Annotated in this window: 15 protein-coding genes; 8 read left to right on the forward strand and 7 right to left on the reverse strand. The window is 71.8% G+C overall.

Annotation, left to right across the window (positions count from 1 at the left end):
- Nucleotides 1-121 precede the first annotated feature (121 nt).
- Nucleotides 122-3,649, reverse strand: a complete 3,528-nt coding sequence (gene dnaE / locus ACFWY5_RS06570; protein ID WP_379630727.1) for a DNA polymerase III subunit alpha — start codon at nt 3,647-3,649, stop codon at nt 122-124.
- 165 nt (nt 3,650-3,814) lie between these two features.
- Between dnaE and ACFWY5_RS06575 the strand changes: the two genes are divergently transcribed.
- From ACFWY5_RS06575 to ACFWY5_RS06605, 7 genes are all read left to right on the forward strand, one after another.
- Nucleotides 3,815-5,176: an amino acid permease gene (locus ACFWY5_RS06575; protein ID WP_379618497.1), complete on the forward strand. Its 1,362-nt coding sequence runs from the start codon at nt 3,815-3,817 to the stop codon at nt 5,174-5,176.
- 165 nt (nt 5,177-5,341) lie between these two features.
- Nucleotides 5,342-7,282, forward strand: coding sequence for a serine/threonine-protein kinase (locus ACFWY5_RS06580; RefSeq protein WP_379630728.1), 1,941 nt, complete (start codon nt 5,342-5,344; stop codon nt 7,280-7,282).
- Between the two features lie 10 nt (nt 7,283-7,292).
- Complete coding sequence (locus tag ACFWY5_RS06585; protein WP_379630729.1) at nt 7,293-8,822, forward strand: serine/threonine-protein kinase; 1,530 nt, start codon at nt 7,293-7,295, stop codon at nt 8,820-8,822.
- Nucleotides 8,819-9,664, forward strand: a complete 846-nt coding sequence (locus ACFWY5_RS06590; protein ID WP_379630730.1) for an AraC family ligand binding domain-containing protein — start codon at nt 8,819-8,821, stop codon at nt 9,662-9,664. Before ACFWY5_RS06585 ends, ACFWY5_RS06590 begins: the two co-directional genes overlap by 4 nt.
- 10 nt (nt 9,665-9,674) lie before the next feature.
- Nucleotides 9,675-10,337, forward strand: a complete 663-nt coding sequence (locus tag ACFWY5_RS06595; RefSeq protein ID WP_379618505.1) for an AzlC family ABC transporter permease — start codon at nt 9,675-9,677, stop codon at nt 10,335-10,337.
- Nucleotides 10,334-10,645 carry an AzlD domain-containing protein gene (locus ACFWY5_RS06600; protein ID WP_379618507.1) on the forward strand — a complete coding sequence of 104 codons (312 nt, stop codon included), beginning with the start codon at nt 10,334-10,336 and terminating at the stop codon, nt 10,643-10,645. The genes ACFWY5_RS06595 and ACFWY5_RS06600 overlap by 4 nt, the downstream gene beginning before the upstream one ends.
- 9 nt (nt 10,646-10,654) lie before the next feature.
- Nucleotides 10,655-12,328, forward strand: a complete 1,674-nt coding sequence (locus tag ACFWY5_RS06605) for a serine/threonine-protein kinase (protein ID WP_379630731.1) — start codon at nt 10,655-10,657, stop codon at nt 12,326-12,328.
- A gap of 34 nt (nt 12,329-12,362) precedes the next feature.
- On the opposite strand, the gene ACFWY5_RS06610 is transcribed toward ACFWY5_RS06605, so the two are convergent.
- Nucleotides 12,363-13,466 (reverse strand): sensor histidine kinase, encoded by a 1,104-nt coding sequence (locus ACFWY5_RS06610; RefSeq protein WP_379618511.1) that lies wholly within the window; start codon nt 13,464-13,466, stop codon nt 12,363-12,365.
- A complete protein-coding gene (locus ACFWY5_RS06615; RefSeq protein WP_379630732.1) occupies nt 13,463-14,152 on the reverse strand; it encodes a response regulator transcription factor in 690 nt (229 codons plus the stop codon). The genes ACFWY5_RS06610 and ACFWY5_RS06615 overlap by 4 nt, the downstream gene beginning before the upstream one ends.
- Nucleotides 14,153-14,272: 120 nt before the next feature.
- Between ACFWY5_RS06615 and ACFWY5_RS06620 the strand changes: the two genes are divergently transcribed.
- Nucleotides 14,273-16,447, forward strand: a complete 2,175-nt coding sequence (locus ACFWY5_RS06620; protein WP_379630733.1) for an MMPL family transporter — start codon at nt 14,273-14,275, stop codon at nt 16,445-16,447.
- Nucleotides 16,448-16,721: 274 nt separating this feature from the next.
- Here ACFWY5_RS06620 and ACFWY5_RS06625 read toward each other — a convergent pair whose 3' ends face one another.
- The 4 genes from ACFWY5_RS06625 to ACFWY5_RS06640 are packed head-to-tail and all read right to left on the reverse strand — an operon-like array spanning nt 16,722 to nt 20,270.
- On the reverse strand, nt 16,722-17,924 hold the full coding sequence (locus tag ACFWY5_RS06625; RefSeq protein ID WP_379630734.1) for a beta-ketoacyl synthase N-terminal-like domain-containing protein: 1,203 nt from the start codon (nt 17,922-17,924) through the stop codon (nt 16,722-16,724).
- Nucleotides 17,921-19,210 carry a beta-ketoacyl-[acyl-carrier-protein] synthase family protein gene (locus ACFWY5_RS06630; RefSeq protein WP_379630735.1) on the reverse strand — a complete coding sequence of 430 codons (1,290 nt, stop codon included), beginning with the start codon at nt 19,208-19,210 and terminating at the stop codon, nt 17,921-17,923. Before ACFWY5_RS06630 ends, ACFWY5_RS06625 begins: the two co-directional genes overlap by 4 nt.
- Nucleotides 19,207-20,028, reverse strand: a complete 822-nt coding sequence (locus ACFWY5_RS06635) for a cupin domain-containing protein (protein ID WP_379618523.1) — start codon at nt 20,026-20,028, stop codon at nt 19,207-19,209. Before ACFWY5_RS06635 ends, ACFWY5_RS06630 begins: the two co-directional genes overlap by 4 nt.
- Entirely contained in the window at nt 20,025-20,270 is a 246-nt protein-coding gene (locus ACFWY5_RS06640; RefSeq protein ID WP_379618525.1) for an acyl carrier protein, read from the reverse strand. Before ACFWY5_RS06640 ends, ACFWY5_RS06635 begins: the two co-directional genes overlap by 4 nt.
- Nucleotides 20,271-20,279 lie beyond the last annotated feature (9 nt).

A 20,279-nucleotide genomic window follows, 5' to 3' on the forward strand; every position in this document is an offset into this window, starting at 1 on the left:
CAGCCGGGACAGCGGGTGGTTTCCTCGCTGAGCGCGTCACCCCTGGCGGGGCCGCGCCGAGCCGCTTACCGGTGATCGTGGCAAGCGGCAACGAGCGTGTCAAGTTAGTTAGGAAGGTTTCTTAACCTCCGATGCACGCCGGGCCGAGCAATTCCTTGAGATCGCCCACCAGCGACGGCGACGGCGCGACCCGCAACCGGTCCTCGACCCGCAGGACCGTCGTCCTCGGCCCGTGGTGCACCTGCAGGCGCACCTCGGAGGTACCGGGATGGGCGGCCAGGATCTCCTTCAGCCGGGCGACGACCGGCGGCGTGCAGCGGCCGAGCGGCAGGCTGACCGTCAGCGGCCCGCCCGCCTCCCGGGTCAGGTCGGGCGCGGTCACCTCCATCGCGATGATCTTCGCGACGTCCTCGCGCTTGTCGATGCGGCCCTTGACGAAGACGATCGCGTCCTCGGCCAGGATCGTCGAGCACAGCAGGTACGCCGACGGGAAGATCATGACCTCGATGGCGCCTTCGAGGTCCTCCAGCTGGGTGAGGACCCAGGTGTCGCCCTTCTTGGTGACCTTGCGCTGCACGCCCGACAGGATGCCGCCCACGGTGACGATCTGGCCGTCGGCGCGGCTCTCGTCCTGCAGGGCCGCGATCGAGCAGTCGGCGCCGGAGGCCAGGATGTGCTCCATGCCGAACAGCGGGTGGTCGGAGACGTACAGGCCCAGCATCTCCCGCTCGAACTGCAGCAGGGTGTTCTTGTCCCACTCCCCCACCGGGATCTGCACGTCGAAGGTCTGGTCCTCGCCGCCCTCGACGGCGCCGAACAGGGAGTCCTGGCCGATGGCCTCGTTCTTCTTGAGGTCGATGATCGCGTCGACGGCCGGCTCGTGCACCATGACCAGGCCCCTGCGGACGTGGCCGAGTGAGTCGAAGGAGCCCGCCTTGATCAGCGACTCGATGACGCGCTTGTTGCAGACGACCGCCGGGACCTTGCGCAGGAACTCCTTGAAGTCGGCGAAACGCCCCTTCTGCCGGCGCGCGCCGATGATGCCGTCGACGACGTTGCCGCCGACGTTGCGGATCGCCGACAGGCCGAAGCGGATGTCGGTGCCGCGCGGGGTGAAGTCGAAGTCGGAGTCGTTGACGTCCGGCGGGAAGACCTTGATGCCCATGCGGCGGCACTCGTTGAGGTAAAGCGCCGACTTGTCCTTGTCGTCCTTGACCGAGGTGAGCAGGGCGGCCATGTACGCGGCCGGGTAGTTGGCCTTGAGATAGGCGGTCCAGTAGGAGACCAGGCCGTAGCCGGCGGTGTGGGCCTTGTTGAAGGCGTAGTCGGAGAAGGGCAGCAGGATGTCCCACAGGGCCTTGATGGCGGCGGCCGGGTAACCGTTGTCCTTCATGCCCTTTTCGAAGAACTCGTACTGCTTGTCCAGCTCGGACTTCTTCTTCTTGCCCATCGCGCGCCGCAGCAGGTCGGCGCCGCCGAGCGAGTAGCCGGCGACCTTCTGCGCGATGGCCATGACCTGCTCCTGATAGACGATCAGGCCGTGGGTCGTGTCGAGGATGTCGCGCAGGGGCTCTTCGAGCGCCTCGTGGATCGGGGAGATCTCCTGCTGGCCGTTCTTGCGCAGCGCGTAGTTGGTGTGGGAGTTGGCGCCCATCGGGCCGGGGCGGTAGAGCGCGAGGGCGGCGGAGATGTCCTCGAAGCTGTCGGGGCGCATCAGGCGCAGCAGCGAGCGCATGCCGCCGCCGTCGAGCTGGAAGATGCCGAGGGTGTCGCCGCGCGCCAGCAGCTCGTACGTCCTGACGTCGTCGAGCGGCAGGCCGAGCAGGTCGATCGTCTCGCCGGTGGCCGACTCGACGGCCTTGAGGCAGTCGTCGATGATCGTCAGGTTGCGCAGGCCCAGGAAGTCCATCTTCAGCAGCCCGAGCGCCTCGCAGGTCGGGTAGTCGAACTGCGTGATGATCACGCCGTCGGAGTCGCGGCGCATGATCGGGACGTAGTCGGTCAGGACCTCCGAGGACATGATGACGCCGGCGGCGTGCACGCCGGTCTGCCGGATCAGCCCCTCCAGGCCCTTGCCGAGGTCCATCGTCGCCTTGACGTCGGCGTCCTCGTCGTAGAGCCTGCGCAGCTCGCCGGCCTCGGGGTAGCGCGGGTGGTCCTTGTCGAAGATGCCCGACAGCGGGATGTCCTTGCCCATGACGGCGGGCGGGAAGGCCTTGGTGACCCGGTCGCCCAGCGCGTAGGGGTAGCCCAGGACGCGGCCCGCGTCCTTGATCGCGGCCTTCGCCTTGATGGTGCCGAAGGTGGCGATCATGGCGACCTTGTCGGCGCCCCACTTCTCGGTCACGTAGCGGATCACGTCGGCGCGCCTGCGCTCGTCGAAGTCGATGTCGACGTCGGGCATGGAGACGCGCTCGGGGTTGAGGAACCGCTCGAACAGCAGCGCGTGCGGGATGGGGTCGAGGTCGGTGATGCCCATCGCGTACGCCACCAGCGACCCGGCGGCCGAGCCGCGACCGGGGCCGACCGCGATGCCGTTGCCCTTGGCCCACATGATGAAGTCGGCGACCACGAGGAAGTAGGACGGGAAGCCCATCTGGAGGATGACGCCCATCTCGTACTCGGCCCGCCGGGTGCGCTCGTCGTCCCAGCCCCGCGGGTAGCGGCGGCGCATGCCCTCCCAGACCGTCTGGCGGAAGAACTCCTCCTCCGTCGTGCCGCCGGGCACCGGGAAGCTCGGCATGAGGTTCTTGTGCTCGAAGAACCCGCTCGCGTCGACCTTCTCGGCCACCAGCAGCGTGTTGCGGCAGCCCTGCGCCCACAGCTCGGAGGAGTCGATCGCGCGCATCTCGTCGGCGGACTTGATGGAGTAGCCGGAGCCGTCGAAGCGGAAGCGGTCGGGGTCGGACAGCTGCTTGCCGGTCTGGACGCACAGCAGGGCGTCGTGGGAGGCGGCGTCGGACTCGTAGGTGTAGTGGGAGTCGTTGGTCACCAGCGGCGGGATGTTCAGCTCCTGGCCGATCCTGGCGAGGCCGTCGCGGACGCGGCGCTCGATCTCCAGTCCGTGGTCCATGATCTCCAGGAAGTAGTGCTCCCTGCCGAAGATCTCCTGGTACTTCGCCGCCGCCCGCACGGCCTCGTCGTACTGCCCGAGCCTGAGCCTGGTCTGCACCTCGCCGGACGGGCAGCCGGTCGTGGCCATGAGGCCGCCGGCGTGCTCGGCCAGGATCTCGGCGTCCATGCGGGCCCACTTGCGGTGGAAGCCCTCGGTGTAGGCGCGTGAGGACAGCCGCATCAGGTTGTGCAGGCCGGTCCTGTCGCGCGCCCAGATCGTCATGTGGGTGTAGTAGCCGCCCGCGGAGACGTCGTCCTTCCGCTGGTGGGGCTCGCCCCACAGCACGGGCCGCTTGTTCTGCCGCATCTCGGGGGCGACGTAGGCCTCGATGCCGATGATCGGCTTCACGCCGGCCGCCGTGGCCTGCCGGTAGAAGTCGTAGGCGCCGTGCAGGTTGCCGTGATCGGTGATGGCGATCGCGGGCATGCCCAGCTCGCCGACCTGTCCGAACATCTGCTTGAGCCGCGCGGCCCCGTCGAGCATGGAGTATTCGGTGTGCACGTGCAGATGGACGAACGAGTCGCTGGACGACATGGAGCGGCGCCTCCCGGGACGGACGTGGCGTGCGCCCCGACTCTAGTAGCCGGCACCGACAGTTTCGGGGGCGGCCGCGAGAGCCGCACGACGGCGCGCCCCTCTGGTCGCGGACACCCGCGTGGATATCGTCGCCATGACGGAGTGCGACGGAGGGTTCACACAGTGCAGACGGACGAAGGCTACACCCACGCGCTGGGCAACCGGCACGTCCAGATGATCGCGATCGGCGGCGCGATCGGGGTCGGCCTGTTCCTGGGCGCGGGCGGCAGGCTGGCCGCGGCCGGGCCCGCGCTGGTGCTGTCCTACGCCGCCGCCGGCCTGGCGGCCTTCTTCGTCATGCGGGCGCTGGGCGAGCTGGTGCTCTACCGGCCCACGTCCGGTTCGTTCGTCGACTACGCCAACGAGTTCGTGGGCCCGTGGGCCGCCTTCGCCAGCGGCTGGATGTACTGGATCAACTGGGCCTTCACCGGCATCGCCGAGCTGACGGCGATCGCCACCTACGTCCACCGCTGGGCGCCCCACTTTCCCACCTGGGCCACCGCGCTGCTCGCCCTGGGCCTGGTGCTGGTGGTCAACCTGCTGTCGGTGCGGCTCTTCGGCGAGCTGGAGTTCTGGTTCGCGCTGCTGAAGGTGCTGGCGATCATCACCTTCCTCGTGGTCGGGCTCTGCGCGGTGCTGTTCTCCGTGGGCGCGGCCACCCCGGCCAACCTCGTCGCGCACGGCGGCTTCTTCCCCAACGGCTTCGGCGTCGTGCTGATGAGCCTGCAGGCCGTGGTCTTCGCCTACGCCTCCATCGAACTGGTCGGCATCACCGCCGGGGAGACCGCCAACCCCCGCCAGGTCATGCCCAAGGCCATCAACGGCGTCATCTGGCGCATCGCCGTCTTCTACGTCGGCTCGGTCATCCTGCTGGCGATGGTGCTGCCCTGGACCGCCTACAACGCGGACAACTCGCCGTTCGTCACGTTCTTCGCCAGCCTCGGCGTGCCGTGGGCGGCCGACGCCATGAACCTGATCGTGATCACCGCCGCCATGTCGTCGTGCAACTCCGGCCTCTACTCCACGGGCCGCATCCTGCGCTCGATGGCGACCAAGGGCGAGGCGCCCGCCTTCGCCGCGCGGCTCAGCGGGCGGCACGTGCCCATCGGGGGCATCCTGATGACGGCCGCCGTCTTCCTGGCCGGGGTGGCGTTGTTCTACTTCGTGCCCGAGCGCGCGTTCAACATCGCCACCGCCGTGGCCTCCCTCGGCGTGATCACCACCTGGGGGACGCTGGTGTACTGCCAGCTCCGGCTGCGCGGGCGCGGGCACGTCTCGCCGTTCAGGATGCCGGGCACGCCGTACACGAACTGGGCGACGCTGGCGTTCCTGGCGCTGGTGGTGCTGCTCATGCCGTTCGCCGACGACGACCAGCGGGTGGCGTTCTTCCTGCTGCCGCTGCTCGCGGCCGGGATCGCGATCGGCTGGAAGATCACCGCCGCACGGCGGCGCGCCCACCGTGCCGGTCCCCCGCCCATGCCGTAGACCGCCTGCCCGGTGAACGTGTGGCGACAAATGATGTCGAAAGGATTACATCTGGCGTCTACCTGCCATAGCTTGCTACCCGCAGAACGGACTGACTCTTACGTGAGTCGCCGTTGATCCCCCGCTATGGGAGTATTTCTTGGCCTAGAGGAGGGTTTGAGGCCGTTGACGTCGGATCGTACGCAGCGTGGTCGCCGCATCGCCGGCCGCTACCAACTGCAGGAGCCCATCGGCAGGGGCGGCATGGGGATCGTCTGGCGGGCCCATGACGAACTGCTCGATCGCACCGTCGCGGTCAAGGAGGTCCGTTACGCGGCCGCCCTGGGCGACGAGGTCCAGCTGCTCAACCGGCGTACCATGCGCGAGGCCAGGGCGGCGGCCAGGTTCGAGCATCCCAACGTGATCGTCGTGCACGACGTGATCGAGGAGGACGACCGCCCCTGGATCGTCATGCAGCTCGTGCCCTCGCGCTCCCTCGGCGCCGTGATCAAGCAGGACGGTCCGCTGCAGCCCGCCCGCGTGGCCGAGATCGGGGTGGCCGTCCTCGACGCGCTGCACCGGGCCCACGAGGCGGGCGTACTGCATCGCGACGTCAAGCCCGAGAACGTGCTGCTGGCCGACGACGGCCGCGTGGTGCTGACCGACTTCGGCATCGCCACGCTGGAGACCGAGACGCAGCTGACCATGACCGGCCTGGCCGGCACGCCCGCGTTCATCGCGCCGGAGCGGCTCAAGGGCCTGCCCGCGCGGCGTGAGTCCGACCTGTGGTCGCTGGGCGCCACCCTCTACACGGCGGTGGAGGGCAAGTCGCCGCACGAGCGCGGCATGGCGCTGGCGACCATGCACGCGGTGCTGACCGACGAGCCCGACGCCTCGCACAACGCCGGGCCGCTCAAGCCCATCATCGACGGACTGCTGGTCAAGGAGCCGGTGCAGCGGCTGACGTACGAGGAGACGGCGCGCATGCTGCGCCGGATCGTCATGCAGTCGCACTCCGAGGCCGTGGTGGCCGTGGACGACATGCCCACCGACCCCAACCTCAAGCCCGTGGCGGCCGCCGTACCGGAAACCGGGACCAAGATCGCCCGGCCGACGCGGATCGACACCTCCGCGCTGGAGAGCGCGGCCGTGGAGCAGGCGCGCACGGCCGAGCGCGAGCGCGCCGCCGCCGAGCGCGAACGCGAGCAGATCCGCAAGCGGGAGCTGGAGCGCGAACGGGCGCGGGCCCGCGAGCGCGAGAAGGCGGCGGAACGCGAACGGGCCCGTGAGCGGGAAAGGGCGAGGGAGCGTGAGGCCGCCAGGGAGCGCGAGCGGGAAGCGGCCAGGCAGCGGGCGGCGCTCGCGGCCGAGGCGCCCGCCGACGCCGACGACCCGGACTCCTGGGACCTGGTCCCGGCCGCCCCCGCGACCGAGCTCACCCATCCCTCCGGCGAGGGCGGCCGCCGCCGTTACGGCCCGCTCATCGCGGTCGGCGCGGCCGTGATCCTGGTCGCCGGGATCGGCGGCTACCTCGGCCTGAACTCGGCCCTGGACAAGGGAGACAAGAAAGAGGACCCGGGGCGCGCCCAGCAGAGCGCCGCCGTGACCTCCAGCCCCGAGAAGAGCCCGCCGGAGCAGACCGGCCCCTCCCCCACCCCGGAGGCGTCCAAGGCGGAGGGCGTGCTGCCCGACGGCTGGAAGATGCACAAGGACAAGTCGGGCTTCTCCCTGGCCCTGCCCAAGGGCTGGAAGGAGTTCAAGCGCGAGGGCAGCCAGATCTTCTACCGCGGCCCCGGCGCCGGATCCAACGCCTTCGTGGCGATCGACCAGATCGACAAGGCCGGCGACGACCCGGTCGGCGACTGGAAGCGGCAGGAGAAGTCGGCCAAGAACACCTTCGGCGGCTACAAGAAGATCCACATCAAGAAGGTCGACTACATGGTGGCGGCGGCGGACTGGGAGTTCACCTGGAACACCAACACCGGTGAGACCCGGGTACGCAACCGGGGCTTCGTCACCGAAGGCGGGATGGGCTACTCCATCTACTGGCACAACCTGGCCAGCCGGTGGAAGAAGGACCTGCACTTCTTCGACACCTTCGCCGCCACCTTCAAACCCGCCAAGTAGGCTGCACCGCGTGGAACGGCTGGTCAGCAACCGCTACCGACTCATCGAGCCGATCGGCGAGGGCGGCATGGGCGTGGTGTGGCGCGCCCACGACGAGTTGCTCGACCGTCCCGTGGCCGTCAAGGAGGTCCGCTACTCCGGCGTCGGCGAGGCCAAGCGCAGCGAGCTCAACCGGCGCACGATCCGGGAGGCGAGGGCCGCCGGGCGGCTGGAGCACCCGTCGGTGGTCGTGGTCTACGACGTGGTCGAGGAGGACGGCCGCCCCTGGATCGTCATGAACCTCGTGCGCTCGCGCTCGCTGGCCAAGGTCGTCGGCGACGACGGCCCGCTGCCGCCCGCCACGGTGGCGGCGATCGGCGCGGCGCTGCTGGACGCGCTGCGCACCGCGCACGCCGCGGGCGTGCTGCACCGTGACGTGAAGCCGGAGAACGTGCTGCTGGCCGACGACGGCCGCGTGGTGCTGACCGACTTCGGCATCGCCACGCTGGAGGCCGAGCAGGGCCTGACCGCGACGGGCAACCTGGTCGGCACGCCCGCGTACATGCCGCCCGAGCGCCTCAACGGCCTGCCCGCCGGGCCCGAGTCCGACCTGTGGGCGCTGGGCGCGACCCTGTACACCGCGGTCGAGGGCAGGCCGCCCTTCCGCGGCGACTCGTGGGCGGCCACGGTGGCCGCCGTCCTGCGCGACCCGCCCGCCCCGTCGGCGCACGCGGGCGCGCTCGCGCCGGTCATCGAGGGCCTGCTGCGCCGCGACCCGGCCGCCCGCATCCCCGCCGCCCAGGCCGCCGCACTGCTCCACGCTGCATCCGGTACGGCCCCGCCGCCCCACGGCCACGTCAGGCCACCCGGCGGCGCCCGCCACGAACCCACCCTCCACAACGGCGGCCACCCCACGGGCGAGTCGCGGACCAGACGCCGCCCACGCTGGATAGCCGCCTCCACCGCGCTCGTCGCCGTGGGCGGCCTGGCCACGGCCGGTTTCCTGCTGTCGGGCCGGCTGGCCGGCACCGCCGCGCCCAAGCCCACCCCGACACCACCCGCCACCGGCGCCACCGCCACCCCCGCGACGACCGCCACACCGTCCCCCACGCTCCCCAAAGGCTGGCGCACGGTCACCAGCAAGACCGGCGCCTTCTCCCTGGCCGTGCCCAAGGACTGGAAGGGCAGCAAGACCCCGGACCGCGACAGCATCTCCTGGACCGGCCCCGGCCCCGGCGGCCAGCTCATCGTCGAGTGGACCGACGACGTCTGGAGCGACCCCGTCCAGCACTGGAAGAACGTCGAGGGCGACATCCTGCGCAGGAACGAGTTCCGCGACTACAAACGGATCGCGATCAGGCGGCTGACCTACCTGGGCCGCCCCGCCGCCGACTGGGAGTTCACGCGGATGAAGGGCACGACGCGGGTGCACGTCATCACGCGGGGCTTCCGCGCCGCCGACGGCCGCCCGTACGCCGTCTACTGGGAGCTTCCCGACAGCCGTTGGGAGGCCCACGTGAACTACTTCAACACCTTCGTGGAGTATTTTCGGGTGTTGTGAAGGAGCAGGCGAACTTCTGGCGGCACCCGGCGGTGCCCGAGGTCAACCTGCTCAAAGCCCGCTACGTCACCCACCGCTTCAGCCGCCACACCCACGCCGAGTACGCGATCGGGCTGATCCTCGACGGCGTCGAGGAGTTCCAGAACCGCGGCGCCACCCACCGGGCGGGCTCGGGCGAGATCGTGCTGGTCAACGCCGACTCGGTGCACACCGGTCACGCGGGGACGCCGGACGGGTGGGCCTACCGGATGCTGTACCCGTCGGCCGAGGCCATGGCGGAGGTGACGGCCGAGCTGGGCCTGCCGTACGCGCGGCCGTTCTTTCCCGAGCAGGTGGTGAACGATCCGGCGCTGGCGGGACTGCTGAGGCGCACGCATCTGGCGGCCGAACGCGGCGACGACCTGGCGGCCTCGACGCTGATGCGGACGTTCTTCGCGCAGCTGATGTCGCGCCACTCGACGCCGCCGCACGCCCCGTCGAACGGCGCGCCCGCGGGCGGGCGTGAAGTGGAGGCGGCGCTGGAGGTGCTGCGCGCGCGCATGGTGGACCCGCCGACGCTGGAGGAACTGGCCGCGACGGTGGGCGCGCGGCCGTTCCCGCTGCTGCGGGCGTTCAAGGCGGCGACGGGCCTGCCCCCGCACGCCTACCTCACCTCGTTGCGGGTACGGCGGGCCCGCTCACTCCTGGAGACGGGCAGCCCGCCCGCCCTGGTGGCGGCCGAGGTGGGCTTCACCGACCAGGCCCACCTGAACAGGCACTTCAAGCGCATCGTGGGCGTGCCACCGGCGGCGTACCGGCGCTCCGCAGGAACGTACAAGACGGAGGAAGGCCCAGTTTCCTAGCCTTACCCGCATGGAACAGACAACAACCCGTTCCGCCGCGATCCGGGACGGTTTGGGCGTCGGGCTGGCAGTGGGCCTGTCCGGCGTCGCCTTCGGGGCCGCGGCCGTCACCGCGGGACTGGACGTGGCGCAGGCGTGCGTGCTGAGCCTGCTGACGTTCACGGGCGCCTCGCAGTTCGCCCTGACCGGCGCCGTGGGCGCGGGCGGCGACCTGGTCTCGGCCACGGCGGGAGCCCTGCTGCTCGGTACCCGCAACACCCTGTACGGCCTGCGCCTGGCCGACCTCCTCCAGGTCCGCGGCGGGCGCCGGGCGGTGACCGCACACGGCGTCATCGACGAGACCGCCGCCGTCGCCCTCGCCCAGCCGGACCCGGCGGCGGCCAGGGCCGGGTTCACCACCACGTTCGTCACGCTCTACGTCATGTGGAACCTCACCACGCTCGCCGGAGCGCTCGGCACCTCCTTCATGGGCGACCCGGGCATGCTGGGGCTGGACGTCGTCGGCCCGGCCACGTTCCTGGCCATCCTGTGGCCGCGGTTGCGGGAACGTTCCGAACTGCGCACGCTCGCCCTGACCGGCGCGCTCATCGCGCTGGCCGCCACGCCGTTCCTGCCGCCGGGCGTGCCCGTGCTGGTGGCGGCGGCCGCCGTGCTGGTGGTGATGGTCCGATGACGCTCTGGTGGGCGATCGCGATCGTCTGCGCGGGCTGCTACGCGCTGAAGCTGGCGGGCCTCGCCGCCCCGCGCAAGGTCCTGGACCACCCGCTCGTGCACCGCTTCTCCGAACTGGTGCCCGTGGCGCTGCTGGCCGCGCTGATCGCGGTGCAGATGTTCACCGCGCAGGGCCGCCTGGACTTCGACCTGGCCAGGACCGCCGGGCTGGGCGCCGCGGTGGTCGCGCTGCTGCTGCGCGCGCCGTTCCTGGCCGTGCTGGCGTCGGCGGCCGTCGTCACCGCGCTTGTAAGGCTCTTTACCGGGTAGACGCCCCGCATGTCCGAATCTGCGGTGATCGTCGGCGGCCGCTACCGTCTGCTCAGAACCATCGGCAAGGGTGGCATGGGCACCGTCTGGCAGGCCCATGACGAGGTGCTCGGCCGGGACGTGGCGGTCAAGGAGATCCAGCCGCCACCCGACCTCAGCGGCCCCGAGCGCGAGGTGTTCACCGTACGGACCTTCCGCGAGGCGCGGGCCGCCGGACGGGTCGCCCACCCGGGTGTGGCGACCGTCTATGACGTGCTGGAGGAGCACGGGCACCCCTGGATCATCATGCAGCTCGTGCCCTCGCGCACGCTGGGTGAAGCGGTGCGGGAGGAGGGCGCGCTGCCCCCGGTCCAGGCGGCGGCGATCGGCCTGCAGCTCATGCAGGCGTTGCGCGCGGCGCACGCGGCCGGGGTCCTGCACCGCGACGTCAAACCGGACAACGTGCTGCTCACCGACGACGGCCGGGCGGTGCTGACCGACTTCGGCATCGCCACCACCGAGGACGACGCCTCCCTCACCAGGACCGGCGTCCTGGTCGGCACCCCCGCCTTCATCGCCCCTGAACGCGCCGCTGGCGGCACCGCCCGTCCGGCCGCCGACCTGTGGTCGCTGGGCGTCACCCTGTACGTGGCCGTCGAGGGCCACTCCCCCTTCCAGCGCGGGCACGCGCTGGCCACGCTGGGCGCCGTCATGCACGACCCGCCGGGGCCCTTGTCCAAGGCGGGGCCGCTGGGCCCGATCATTCTGGGCCTGCTGGAGAAGAACCCCGCCGACCGCCTGACCGCCGAGGACACCGAGCGCCACCTGCACGCCGTCACCACCGGCCTCGCCCCCGAACCCACCGCCCCCCTCCCCTCGATCCCGGAAACCGAAGCGGGCGGCGTGGGAGCAGGCGGCGCAGGCTCGCGTGATGCGGGCGTCGCGGGCGCGGGGGCCGCGGGCGTTGGCGCGGGGGTCGCGACCGGGTATGGCGGGCCGGGCGCGGGTGCAGGCATGGGCGGCTCGGATGGCGCCGGCATGGGTGGCGCTGGCATCGCAGGCGCGGGCATGGGCGGCGCTGGCGCTCGTGGCGCTGGCGTGGCAGGTGCTGGTGTGGCAGGCGCGGGCGGTCAGGGCGCCGGCGCTGCGGGTGCGGAGGTCGCGGACGGGTATGGCGGGCCGGGCGCGGGAGGTGGGAGCGGTGGCCGTGACGGGCGCGGGTCCGGACGGCATGGACGCGGTTCCGGGCGGGCGGGGCGGGTGGCCGCGCTGATCGGGCTCGTGCTGGCGGCGGGCCTGGTGACGGGCGGGGTGGCGTGGTGGTCGGAGCGCGACGTGGCCACCCGGACGCCCTCGACGCCCGTGGTGAAGAGCACCCCCACGAGCAACCCCTCGCCGTCCGGCACTCCCCCGCCGTCCTCCGCCCCGCCCTCCGACTCTCCGGTACGGCAGAGCCCCACCACCCAGCCCACCACCAGAACCCCGGAACCCGATCCCACCCCGACCAGGAAGCCCACCCCCACCCGCTCGGCCACCGAGAAGGGCGACGACGACCAGCCCGGCGAGGTCGACCCGTCGGAGAACGGCGACGGCAAGGGCGGCAAGAACAAGCAGGACGAGGGCAAGAACGAGGACCAGCAAGCCGGGGACCAGCAGAACGAGGACCCCGGTTCCGGCCTCGCGATGACCGACACAGAGGGCTGAAGCACCCATGCGGCACCCAGGCATGCGGGTCAGGTCAGAGCGGTAGCCGTACCGTGAAGGTGGTGCCTGTGCCGGGGGTGGACGCGGCCCGCACCTCGCCGCCATGGGACGCCACGACGGCGGCCACGATCGACAGCCCCAGCCCCGACCCCCCGAGCCGCCGCCCGTCGGCCTGCCGGTGCTCGCCGCGCCAGAAGCGCTCGAACACCCGTTCGGTCTGCTCCTCGCTCAGGCCGGGTCCCTCGTCGATGACCTCCAGCACCGCGTGCCCGCCCTCCCTGTCCAGGCGGACGACGGCGGGCGTGCCGGGCGGCGTGTGGTCCAGAACGTTCTTGAGCAGGTTGCCGACGACCTGGCGGAGCCTGAGCGGGTCGCCGGTAACGGTGACGGGGGTGGCGCACTCCAGCCCGATCACGCGCCCGGGGTCCATGGCGTGGGCGTCGGAGACGGCGTCGGCGGCCAGCGCCATCAGGTCGACGGGCGTGCGTTCCAGGGGGCGGCCCTGGTCGAGGCGGGCCAGGAGCAGCATCTCGTCGACCATCGAGCCCATGCGCCCGGCCTCGGCCTCGATGCGGTGCATGGCCCGCGCCAGGTCCTCGGGACGGCCGTCGGCGCCGCGGCGGAACAGCTCGGCGTAGCCGCGGATGGTGGCGATCGGGGTGCGCAGTTCGTGGGAGGCGTCGGCGACGAACCTGCGCAGCCGTTCCTCCGAGGACTCCCGCTGGCGGAACGCCCCCTCCAGCTGGCCGAGCATCGCGTTGAGCGCGTGGGCCAGGCGGCCCACCTCGCCGACCGGGCGGGCGGCTTCGACACGGCGTTCCAGGTTGCCCGCGCCGATGTCGGCGGCGGCCTCGACCATGCGGTCCAGCGGGCGCAGCCCCTTGCGGATCAGGTGGGCGGCCAGAAACGTCAGCAGGACCAGCGCCGCCGCCGAGGTACCGGCCAGGACCCAGGCCACCCGCGAGGTCAGCTCGTCGGAGGCGGCCACGAGCGCCTCCGGGGTGTTCATGGCCAGCAGCCTGCTGCCGCCGGAGCCGCGCCAGTCCTGCAGCGCGCCGAACGTGGCCCCGGCCACGAGCCCCAGCGCCAGCGTGACCAGCCCGACCGTGGTGAGGACCAGCCGGGTGCGCAGGGTCATCGGTCCTCCCTGGGCAGACGCAGCACGTAGCCGATCCTGGGCATGGTGTGGATCAGCGGGGGCTCGAAGGCGTCGACCTTGCGGCGCAGGTAGCTGATGTAGGTCTGGACGACGCCGTCGTTGCCGCCGAAGTCGTAGTCCCAGACGTGGTCGAGGATCTGGCGCTTGGACATGACCTTGCCCGCGTTGGCGACCAGGAAGCGCAGCAGCTTGAACTCGGTCGGGGTCAGGTCGATGCGCTGACCGGCCCGCCAGACCTCGTAGGTGTCGTCGTCCACGACCAGGTCGGCGAACCCGGCCCGCGCCGGGCTCTGCGCGGCCCCGCTGGTCCTGCGCAGCACGGCGTGGATGCGCAGGATCAGCTCCTCCAGGCTGAACGGCTTGGTGACGTAGTCGTCGCCGCCGACGGTCAGCCCGGTGATCTTGTCCTCGGTGGCGTCGCGCGCGGTGAGGAAGACGACGGGCACCTGGGAGCCCGCCGTCCTGATCCGGTGGCAGACCTCGGTGCCGAGGATGTCGGGCAGCAGGACGTCCAGCACGATCAGGTCGGGGTCGAAGCTCTGGGCCAGCGCCACCGCGGACGCCCCGCTGCCGGCGATCCGCGTCTCGAACCCCTCGTAGCGCAGGGCGGTGGAGACCAGGTCGGCCAGGTACGGTTCGTCGTCGACGACCAGGATTCGGCTCACGGGACCAGTCTTTCCCGTCCGTTCTGTGAAAGCCCATAAAGATCTCTGTGAAACCGCACTCACATGCTTTTCTAAGAACGCCCACAGAGCGGGCACCGGCGGCGCTGCTCGACTGTTTCCATGGAGAGAATCTCGGCCTTCGTACTCGGCCGCAAGGGCCTCGTCACGCTGCTGGCCGTCCTTGCCTTCCTGATCGGCATGGGCGCCACCCCGATCGCGATCCAGCGGCTGTCGGAGGAGTACTCCCACGCCGGCATGCCCGCCTTCGACGCCAACCAGGAGATCGTCCGTCTTTACGGCAACGGCGGCTACCAGCGTCCGTTCGTGCCGGTGGTGGTACTGCCCGCGGGCACGACGGCGACCGACCAGCGGGCGGCGCTCGGCCGCGCGTACGACGCGGTGTCCGCGGCGATGCCCCAGGCACGCGTCGTGTCGTTCGCCAGTACCGGGGACAGGAAGCTGGTCGGCTCGGACGGCCGTACCACCTTCGGCCTGGTCTACCCCGGCACCTACTCCGACGGCAGCCCGCCGGGCGGCGGCCTCGGCGAGACACCCGACGAGGGCCCGGTGATCAGCGCGGCGATGAGCCCGCACCTGCCCCAGGGCAGCCGGGTCGAGGTGACCGGCCTGGACGCGCTGGCGCCCAGCGTGGACGCCGGCGGCGTGGACGTGCCCACGAAGATCGGCATCGGCGTCCTGGCGGCGGTGATCGTGCTGCTGCTGGTCTTCCGCTCGGCGTTGGCCCTGGTGCCGGTGCTGATCTCGGTGCTGGCGGTGTTCGTGTCGTTCATCGCGATCCTGCTGCTGACGTTCGTGATGACCGTGCACGACGTGGCGCTGACCACGATGCCGCTGCTCGGGCTCGGCATCGCGGTGGACTACTCGTTGCTGATCGTGGCGCGCTGGCGGGAGGAGCAGGCCAACGGCCACCGGGGCGACGAGGCGGTCCACCGGGCCATGGCGGGGGCCGGGCGGGCGGTGCTGTTCAGCGGCGTGGCCGTCGCGATCGGGCTGGTGACCATGGTGGTGCTGCCGGTGCCGTTCCTGCGCAGCCTGGGCGTCGCCGGGATGATCATCGCGGCGGTGAGCGTGCTGGTGACGCTGACCGTGCTGCCGGTCCTGCTCGCCCATACCGGCCAGCGCCTGGACCGTAAAAAGGGCGGCGACGTGCGCTTCGCCCGCGAGGCGCGGGCGGGCCGGGCCTGGTCGGCGTGGGCGCACGCGGTGGTGCGCCGGCGCTGGCCGGCCGCGATCGTGGCCGGCGGGCTGCTGGCCGCGCTCTGCTACACCGCCCTGGGCGTCAACCTCGGCCTGCCGGAGAGCGCGCACCTGCGCACCTCCGGTTCCGGGTACGCCGGGCTGACCGCGCTGCGGCAGGCGGGTGTGCCGACCGGTTCCATCACCCCGTTCGACGTGCTGGTGAAGGGCGATCCGGCCACGGCCACCGCCATGATCGCCGGGGTGGAGGGCGTCTCGGCGGTGCTGTCGCCGGACACGCCCGGCTGGCGCCGCGAGGGCACCGCCGTCCTGGCCGTGCTGCCCGCGGCCGAGAACGGCACCGACGCCGGCGAGGCGACCATCGCCCGCGTGCGCGCCGCGGTGCCGGCCGGCGTGCTGGTCGGCGGCAACGCCGCGCAGAGCATGGACTTCCGTGAGCACACCTACGGCGCCTTCCCGTGGATGTTCGCGATGATCGCGCTGGTGACGTTCGTGATGCTCGCCCGCGCGTTCCGCTCGCTGCTGCTGCCGCTGAAGGCGGTCCTGCTCAACCTGCTCTCGCTGGGCGCGGTGATCGGCGCGATGGTGCTCATCTGGCAGTACGGCTGGGGCACCAGGGAGATCCTGGACATCCAGCCGACCGGGGCCATCGGGGAGTTCGTCCCGCTGACCATCTTCGCGTTCCTGTACGGGCTGAGCATGGACTACGAGGTGTTCCTCCTGGCCAGGATGCGGGAGGAGTACGACAAGACCGGAAACACGGCGCAGGCGGTCGTGGAGGGGGTCGGGCGGACGGGGCGGCTGGTGACCTCGGCGGCGCTGATCCTGTTCATCTCCTTCGCGGTGCTGGCTATGACGCCGGAGCTGGATGTCAAGGTGTTCGCCAGCGGGCTGGCGCTGGGGATCGCCCTGGACGCCACGCTCATCCGGGCCGTGCTCGTGCCCGCGGCGGTGGCGATGATGGGGCGCTGGAACTGGTGGCTGCCGGGGTGGGCGGCGCGGGTGCTGTTCGTGCGGCCCTCGCCACTGCGGCACGAGGATCGGGTGGCGCCGGCCGTACCGGAACCTGTGGGCTGACCCGAACGGGCCGCCGCCCCACCCGGGGCGGCGGCCCCTCCCGGACCAAAGCCCTTCCCGGCCCAAAAGCCCCGCACGGACCAAAGCCCCGCACAGACCAAAGCCCTTCGCGGATCCAAAAGCCCCGCACGGACCCAAAGCCCCGCACGGGATCTAAAAGCCCCGCACGGCTTCCAAAGCCCGCACGGGGCGAGAGGCCGGCGCGGAGCGAAGGTCCGTGAGGGCGCCGGAAAGCCCGCCCCCGGGCGGGAGGCGGGCTGGGCGAGGTGGGCGGTCAGGGGCGGGTGAGGACGGCGGCGGAGTTGAAGCCACCGGCGCCGCGGGCGGTGACGAGGGCGGCCGAGAGCCCGCGCACCAGGCGCGGCTCGGTGACCAGGTCCAGGTCGGTGGAGGTGGTGTTGATGGTGGGCGGGATGACCCCGTCGGCCAGGGCCAGCGCGGCCCACGCGAGGTCGAGCGCGGCGCCGCCCGAGCACAGGCGGCCGGTCATGGTCTTCGGGACGGTCACCGGCACCCGGCGCGCCCCGAAGACCTCCCGGAGCGCGGCCACCTCGGCGGCGTCCCGGTCCCGGCTGCCCGCGCCGTCGGCGAAGACGACGCCGATGTCGGCGGGGGTCAGCCCGGCTCTGGCGATCGCCTCGCGCATGGCCCGCGCGTACTGGCGGTGGTCGGAGCTGGGGTCGGTGACGTGGTGGGCGTCGTGGGTGGAGGCGGTCCCGGCGATCTCGGCGTAGACCGTGGGCGCGCCCCTGCCGTAGGCCGAGTCTCTCTCCTCGACCAGCAGGATCGCGCCCCCTTCCGCCGGTACGTACCCGGCGGCGTCCGGCGAGAAGGGCCGGTAGGCCAGGTCCGGGTCGGCGCCGCCGGACAGCGCCGTCTCGCTCGACTGGCAGGCCAGCGCGTAGGGAGACAAGGGCGCCTCGGTGCCGCCGGTGACGACCGCCTCGGTCCCGCCCCGTACGAGCCGCGCCGCTTCAGCCAGCGCGTCGATCGCCCCGGCCGCGTCGGCCACCAGGACGCCGCAGGCGCCCTTGAGCTGGTGCTTGATCGACAGCTGGCCGCTGCTGGCGGCGTAGAACCAGCCGATCGACTGGTAGGCGCTGACCGCCTTGGGACCCTGGTTCCACAGCGCCTGGATCTCCCGCTGGCCGAAGGCGTTGCCGCCCGAGCCGCTCGCGGTCACCACCGACAGGTCGTAGGGGTTCTCCATGCCGGGGTCGAAGGCGGCGTCGGCCAGCGCCAGGTGGGCCGCGGCCAGCGCGAACCAGGTCCACCGGTCGGTCTGGACGCGCAGCTTGCTGTCGACGAACTCGCTGTCGTCGAAGCCGCGGACCTGACCGGCCAGGGGCACGGGGCCCGGGCCGACGGCGGCGATGCGGTTCTCGCCGGCGAGCGAGGCCTCCCAGTGGTCGGTGACGCCCACCCCCGTGGGCGCCACCACGCCGAGGCCGGTGATGACCGCGCGGCGGGCGCTCACACCGCCCCCGAAGAGACGGCCCCGGAAGAGCCGGAACCCGAGAAGACCATCGCCGACTGGAAGCCGCCGAAGCCGCTGCCCGCCGACAGCACGTGCCCGGCCCGGACCTCGCGGGCGACCAGCGGCGTGTAGTCGAGGTCGCACTCGGGGTCGGGCGTGGCCAGGTTGGCCGTGGGCGGCACGACGCCGCGCTTCAGCACCAGCGCGCAGGCGGCCATCTCGATCGAGCCGATGGCGCCGAGCGAGTGGCCGACGACCGACTTGATCGAGCTGATCGGCACCCGCCTGGCGTGCTCGCCCAGAGCGCGCTTGTAGGCGGCGGTCTCGTGGCGGTCGTTCTGCTTGGTGCCGGAGCCGTGGGCGCTGATGTAGCCGATCGCCTCGGGGCCGAGCCTGGCCTGGGCGAGCGCTGCGGAGATCGCCTCGGCCAGTTCGTGCCCGTCGGGCCGCAGGCCGGTCATGTGGAAGCCGTTGGCACGGGCGGCGTACCCCGACACCTCGCAGTAGATCGTCGCGCCGCGCCGCATGGCGTGCTCGAGCTCCTCCACGACGAGGACGGCGGCGCCCTCGCCGAGGACGAAGCCCTTGCGGTCGGCGTCGAAGGGCCGCGAGGCGCCCTCCGGATCATCATTGCTGGGGGTGGTGGCGCGGATGGCGTCGAAGCAGGCGACGGTGATCGGGGAGATGGGCGCGTCGGCCGCTCCCGTGATCATGATGTCCGCCTCGCCGTCCTGGATGAGCTGGAAGGCGCGGCCGATGGCGTCGATGCCCGAGGTGCAACCGGTGGAGACCACCGCGGCCGGGCCGTGCGCGCCATAGCGTACGGCCAGCTCACTGGCCGCGCTGGAGGGCACGAGCGCCTGGTAGAGGAAGGGCCGCAGGTGGCGGTGGTCCACCTCCCAGTCGCGGCCGTGGTCACTGGCGACCACGTACTCGTCCTCCAGCGTGATGGTGGCGCCGACGGCCGAGCCGAGCGAGACGCCCATCCGGTCGCGGTCGGCCGCCTCCAGGTCGAGCCCGGAGTCGGCGAGCGCCTCGTCGGCGCAGGCCAGCGCCATCTGCACGAACCGGTCGGTGCGCCTGATCTCGCGCGGCGTCAGCCCCGCCGCGGCGGGGTCGAAGTCCACCTCCGCGGCGATCTGGGAGCGGAAGGGCGAGGGGTCGAAGGCCGTGATCCGCCGTACGGCCGGCTTGCCGTCCACGATCCGGTTCCAGAACTCCTCGCGGCCCACGCCGCCCGGCGCGATGACGCCCAGGCCGGTGACGACCACACGCCTGGAGTTCACGACGCTTCCTCGGTGTCGACGTGGCCCAGCTCGGGCCGGGGCGCGAGCGGGCAGAGCTGGAAGACGACGAGCGCCTCGACCTCGCCGACGTTCGTCAGCCGGTGGCGGACGTTGCGGGGCACGAACAGCGCCTGCTCGGCCTCCAGGACGACGGGCTCGCCGTCCAGGTCCACCTTGAGCGTGCCGGCGGCCAGGAAGAGGAACTCCTCCGAGTACGGGTGGTAGTGCTCGGCGACCTTCTCGCCGGGCGCGACGCGCACCGCGCCGCTGAAGCCCGCCGTGGCGCCGCAGGTGGCGGGCGAGAGCAGGGTACGCAGGTCACCGCCGCGCCGCTGGTTGGAGGGCACGTCGTGGAAGCCGATCACCGCGCGGCGACGGCTCTCCAGCTTCTCCTTGATCAGCCCCATCTGGACCAGCGTGTTGGTGTTGATCCGGTCGGTCATCGCGGCGGTGTCGATCGGGGCGCCGGGCTTCATGTGGAAGTCCTGGACCCAGCGCATCCGGGTGAGGTCGTCGGCCAGTTCCTCGTACACCCAGGTGATGTTCATGAACTCGAACGGGCCGGTCTCCACGCGGCGGGCCCGCACGGTCCAGGTGTCGCGGTCCCAGGAGCGTTCGGAGACCCAGCTCCAGACGCGGCCCTGCTCGTCGGGGTGCATGGTGAGGCGGAAGGTGACGGAGGACGCGGTCTCCTCCAGCACCTCGGCCTTGGCGTACTCGGAGAACAGCTCCGGCCAGGTGGTGACGTCGTTGGTGTGCTCCCAGACGAAGGCGGCCGGGGCGGCGATCTCGATCGCGTTGTCGGTGTGCCCGATCATCGGGTCACCGCCGTGAGGCGCTGGTTGACCAGCTCGCGTACCTCGGCGGGGGTGGCGTGCTCGGTGATGCGGTCCTCCACGTCGACGCCGAAGCGGTCCTCGATGCGGGTGGCCAGCTCGACGCGGGCCAGGGAGTCGAGGCCGAGTTCGTCGAAGGTGCGCTCGGCGGCGCCGTCTCCCGCCTGGGAGGGCAGGCCCACGGAGGCCAGCAGGTCGCGCAGCGTGCTATCGGTGAATTCCATCATGATCCT

Origin of the sequence: Nonomuraea sp. NPDC059007 (assembly GCF_042740555.1) — a bacterium.
Lineage (GTDB): Bacteria > Actinomycetota > Actinomycetes > Streptosporangiales > Streptosporangiaceae > Nonomuraea.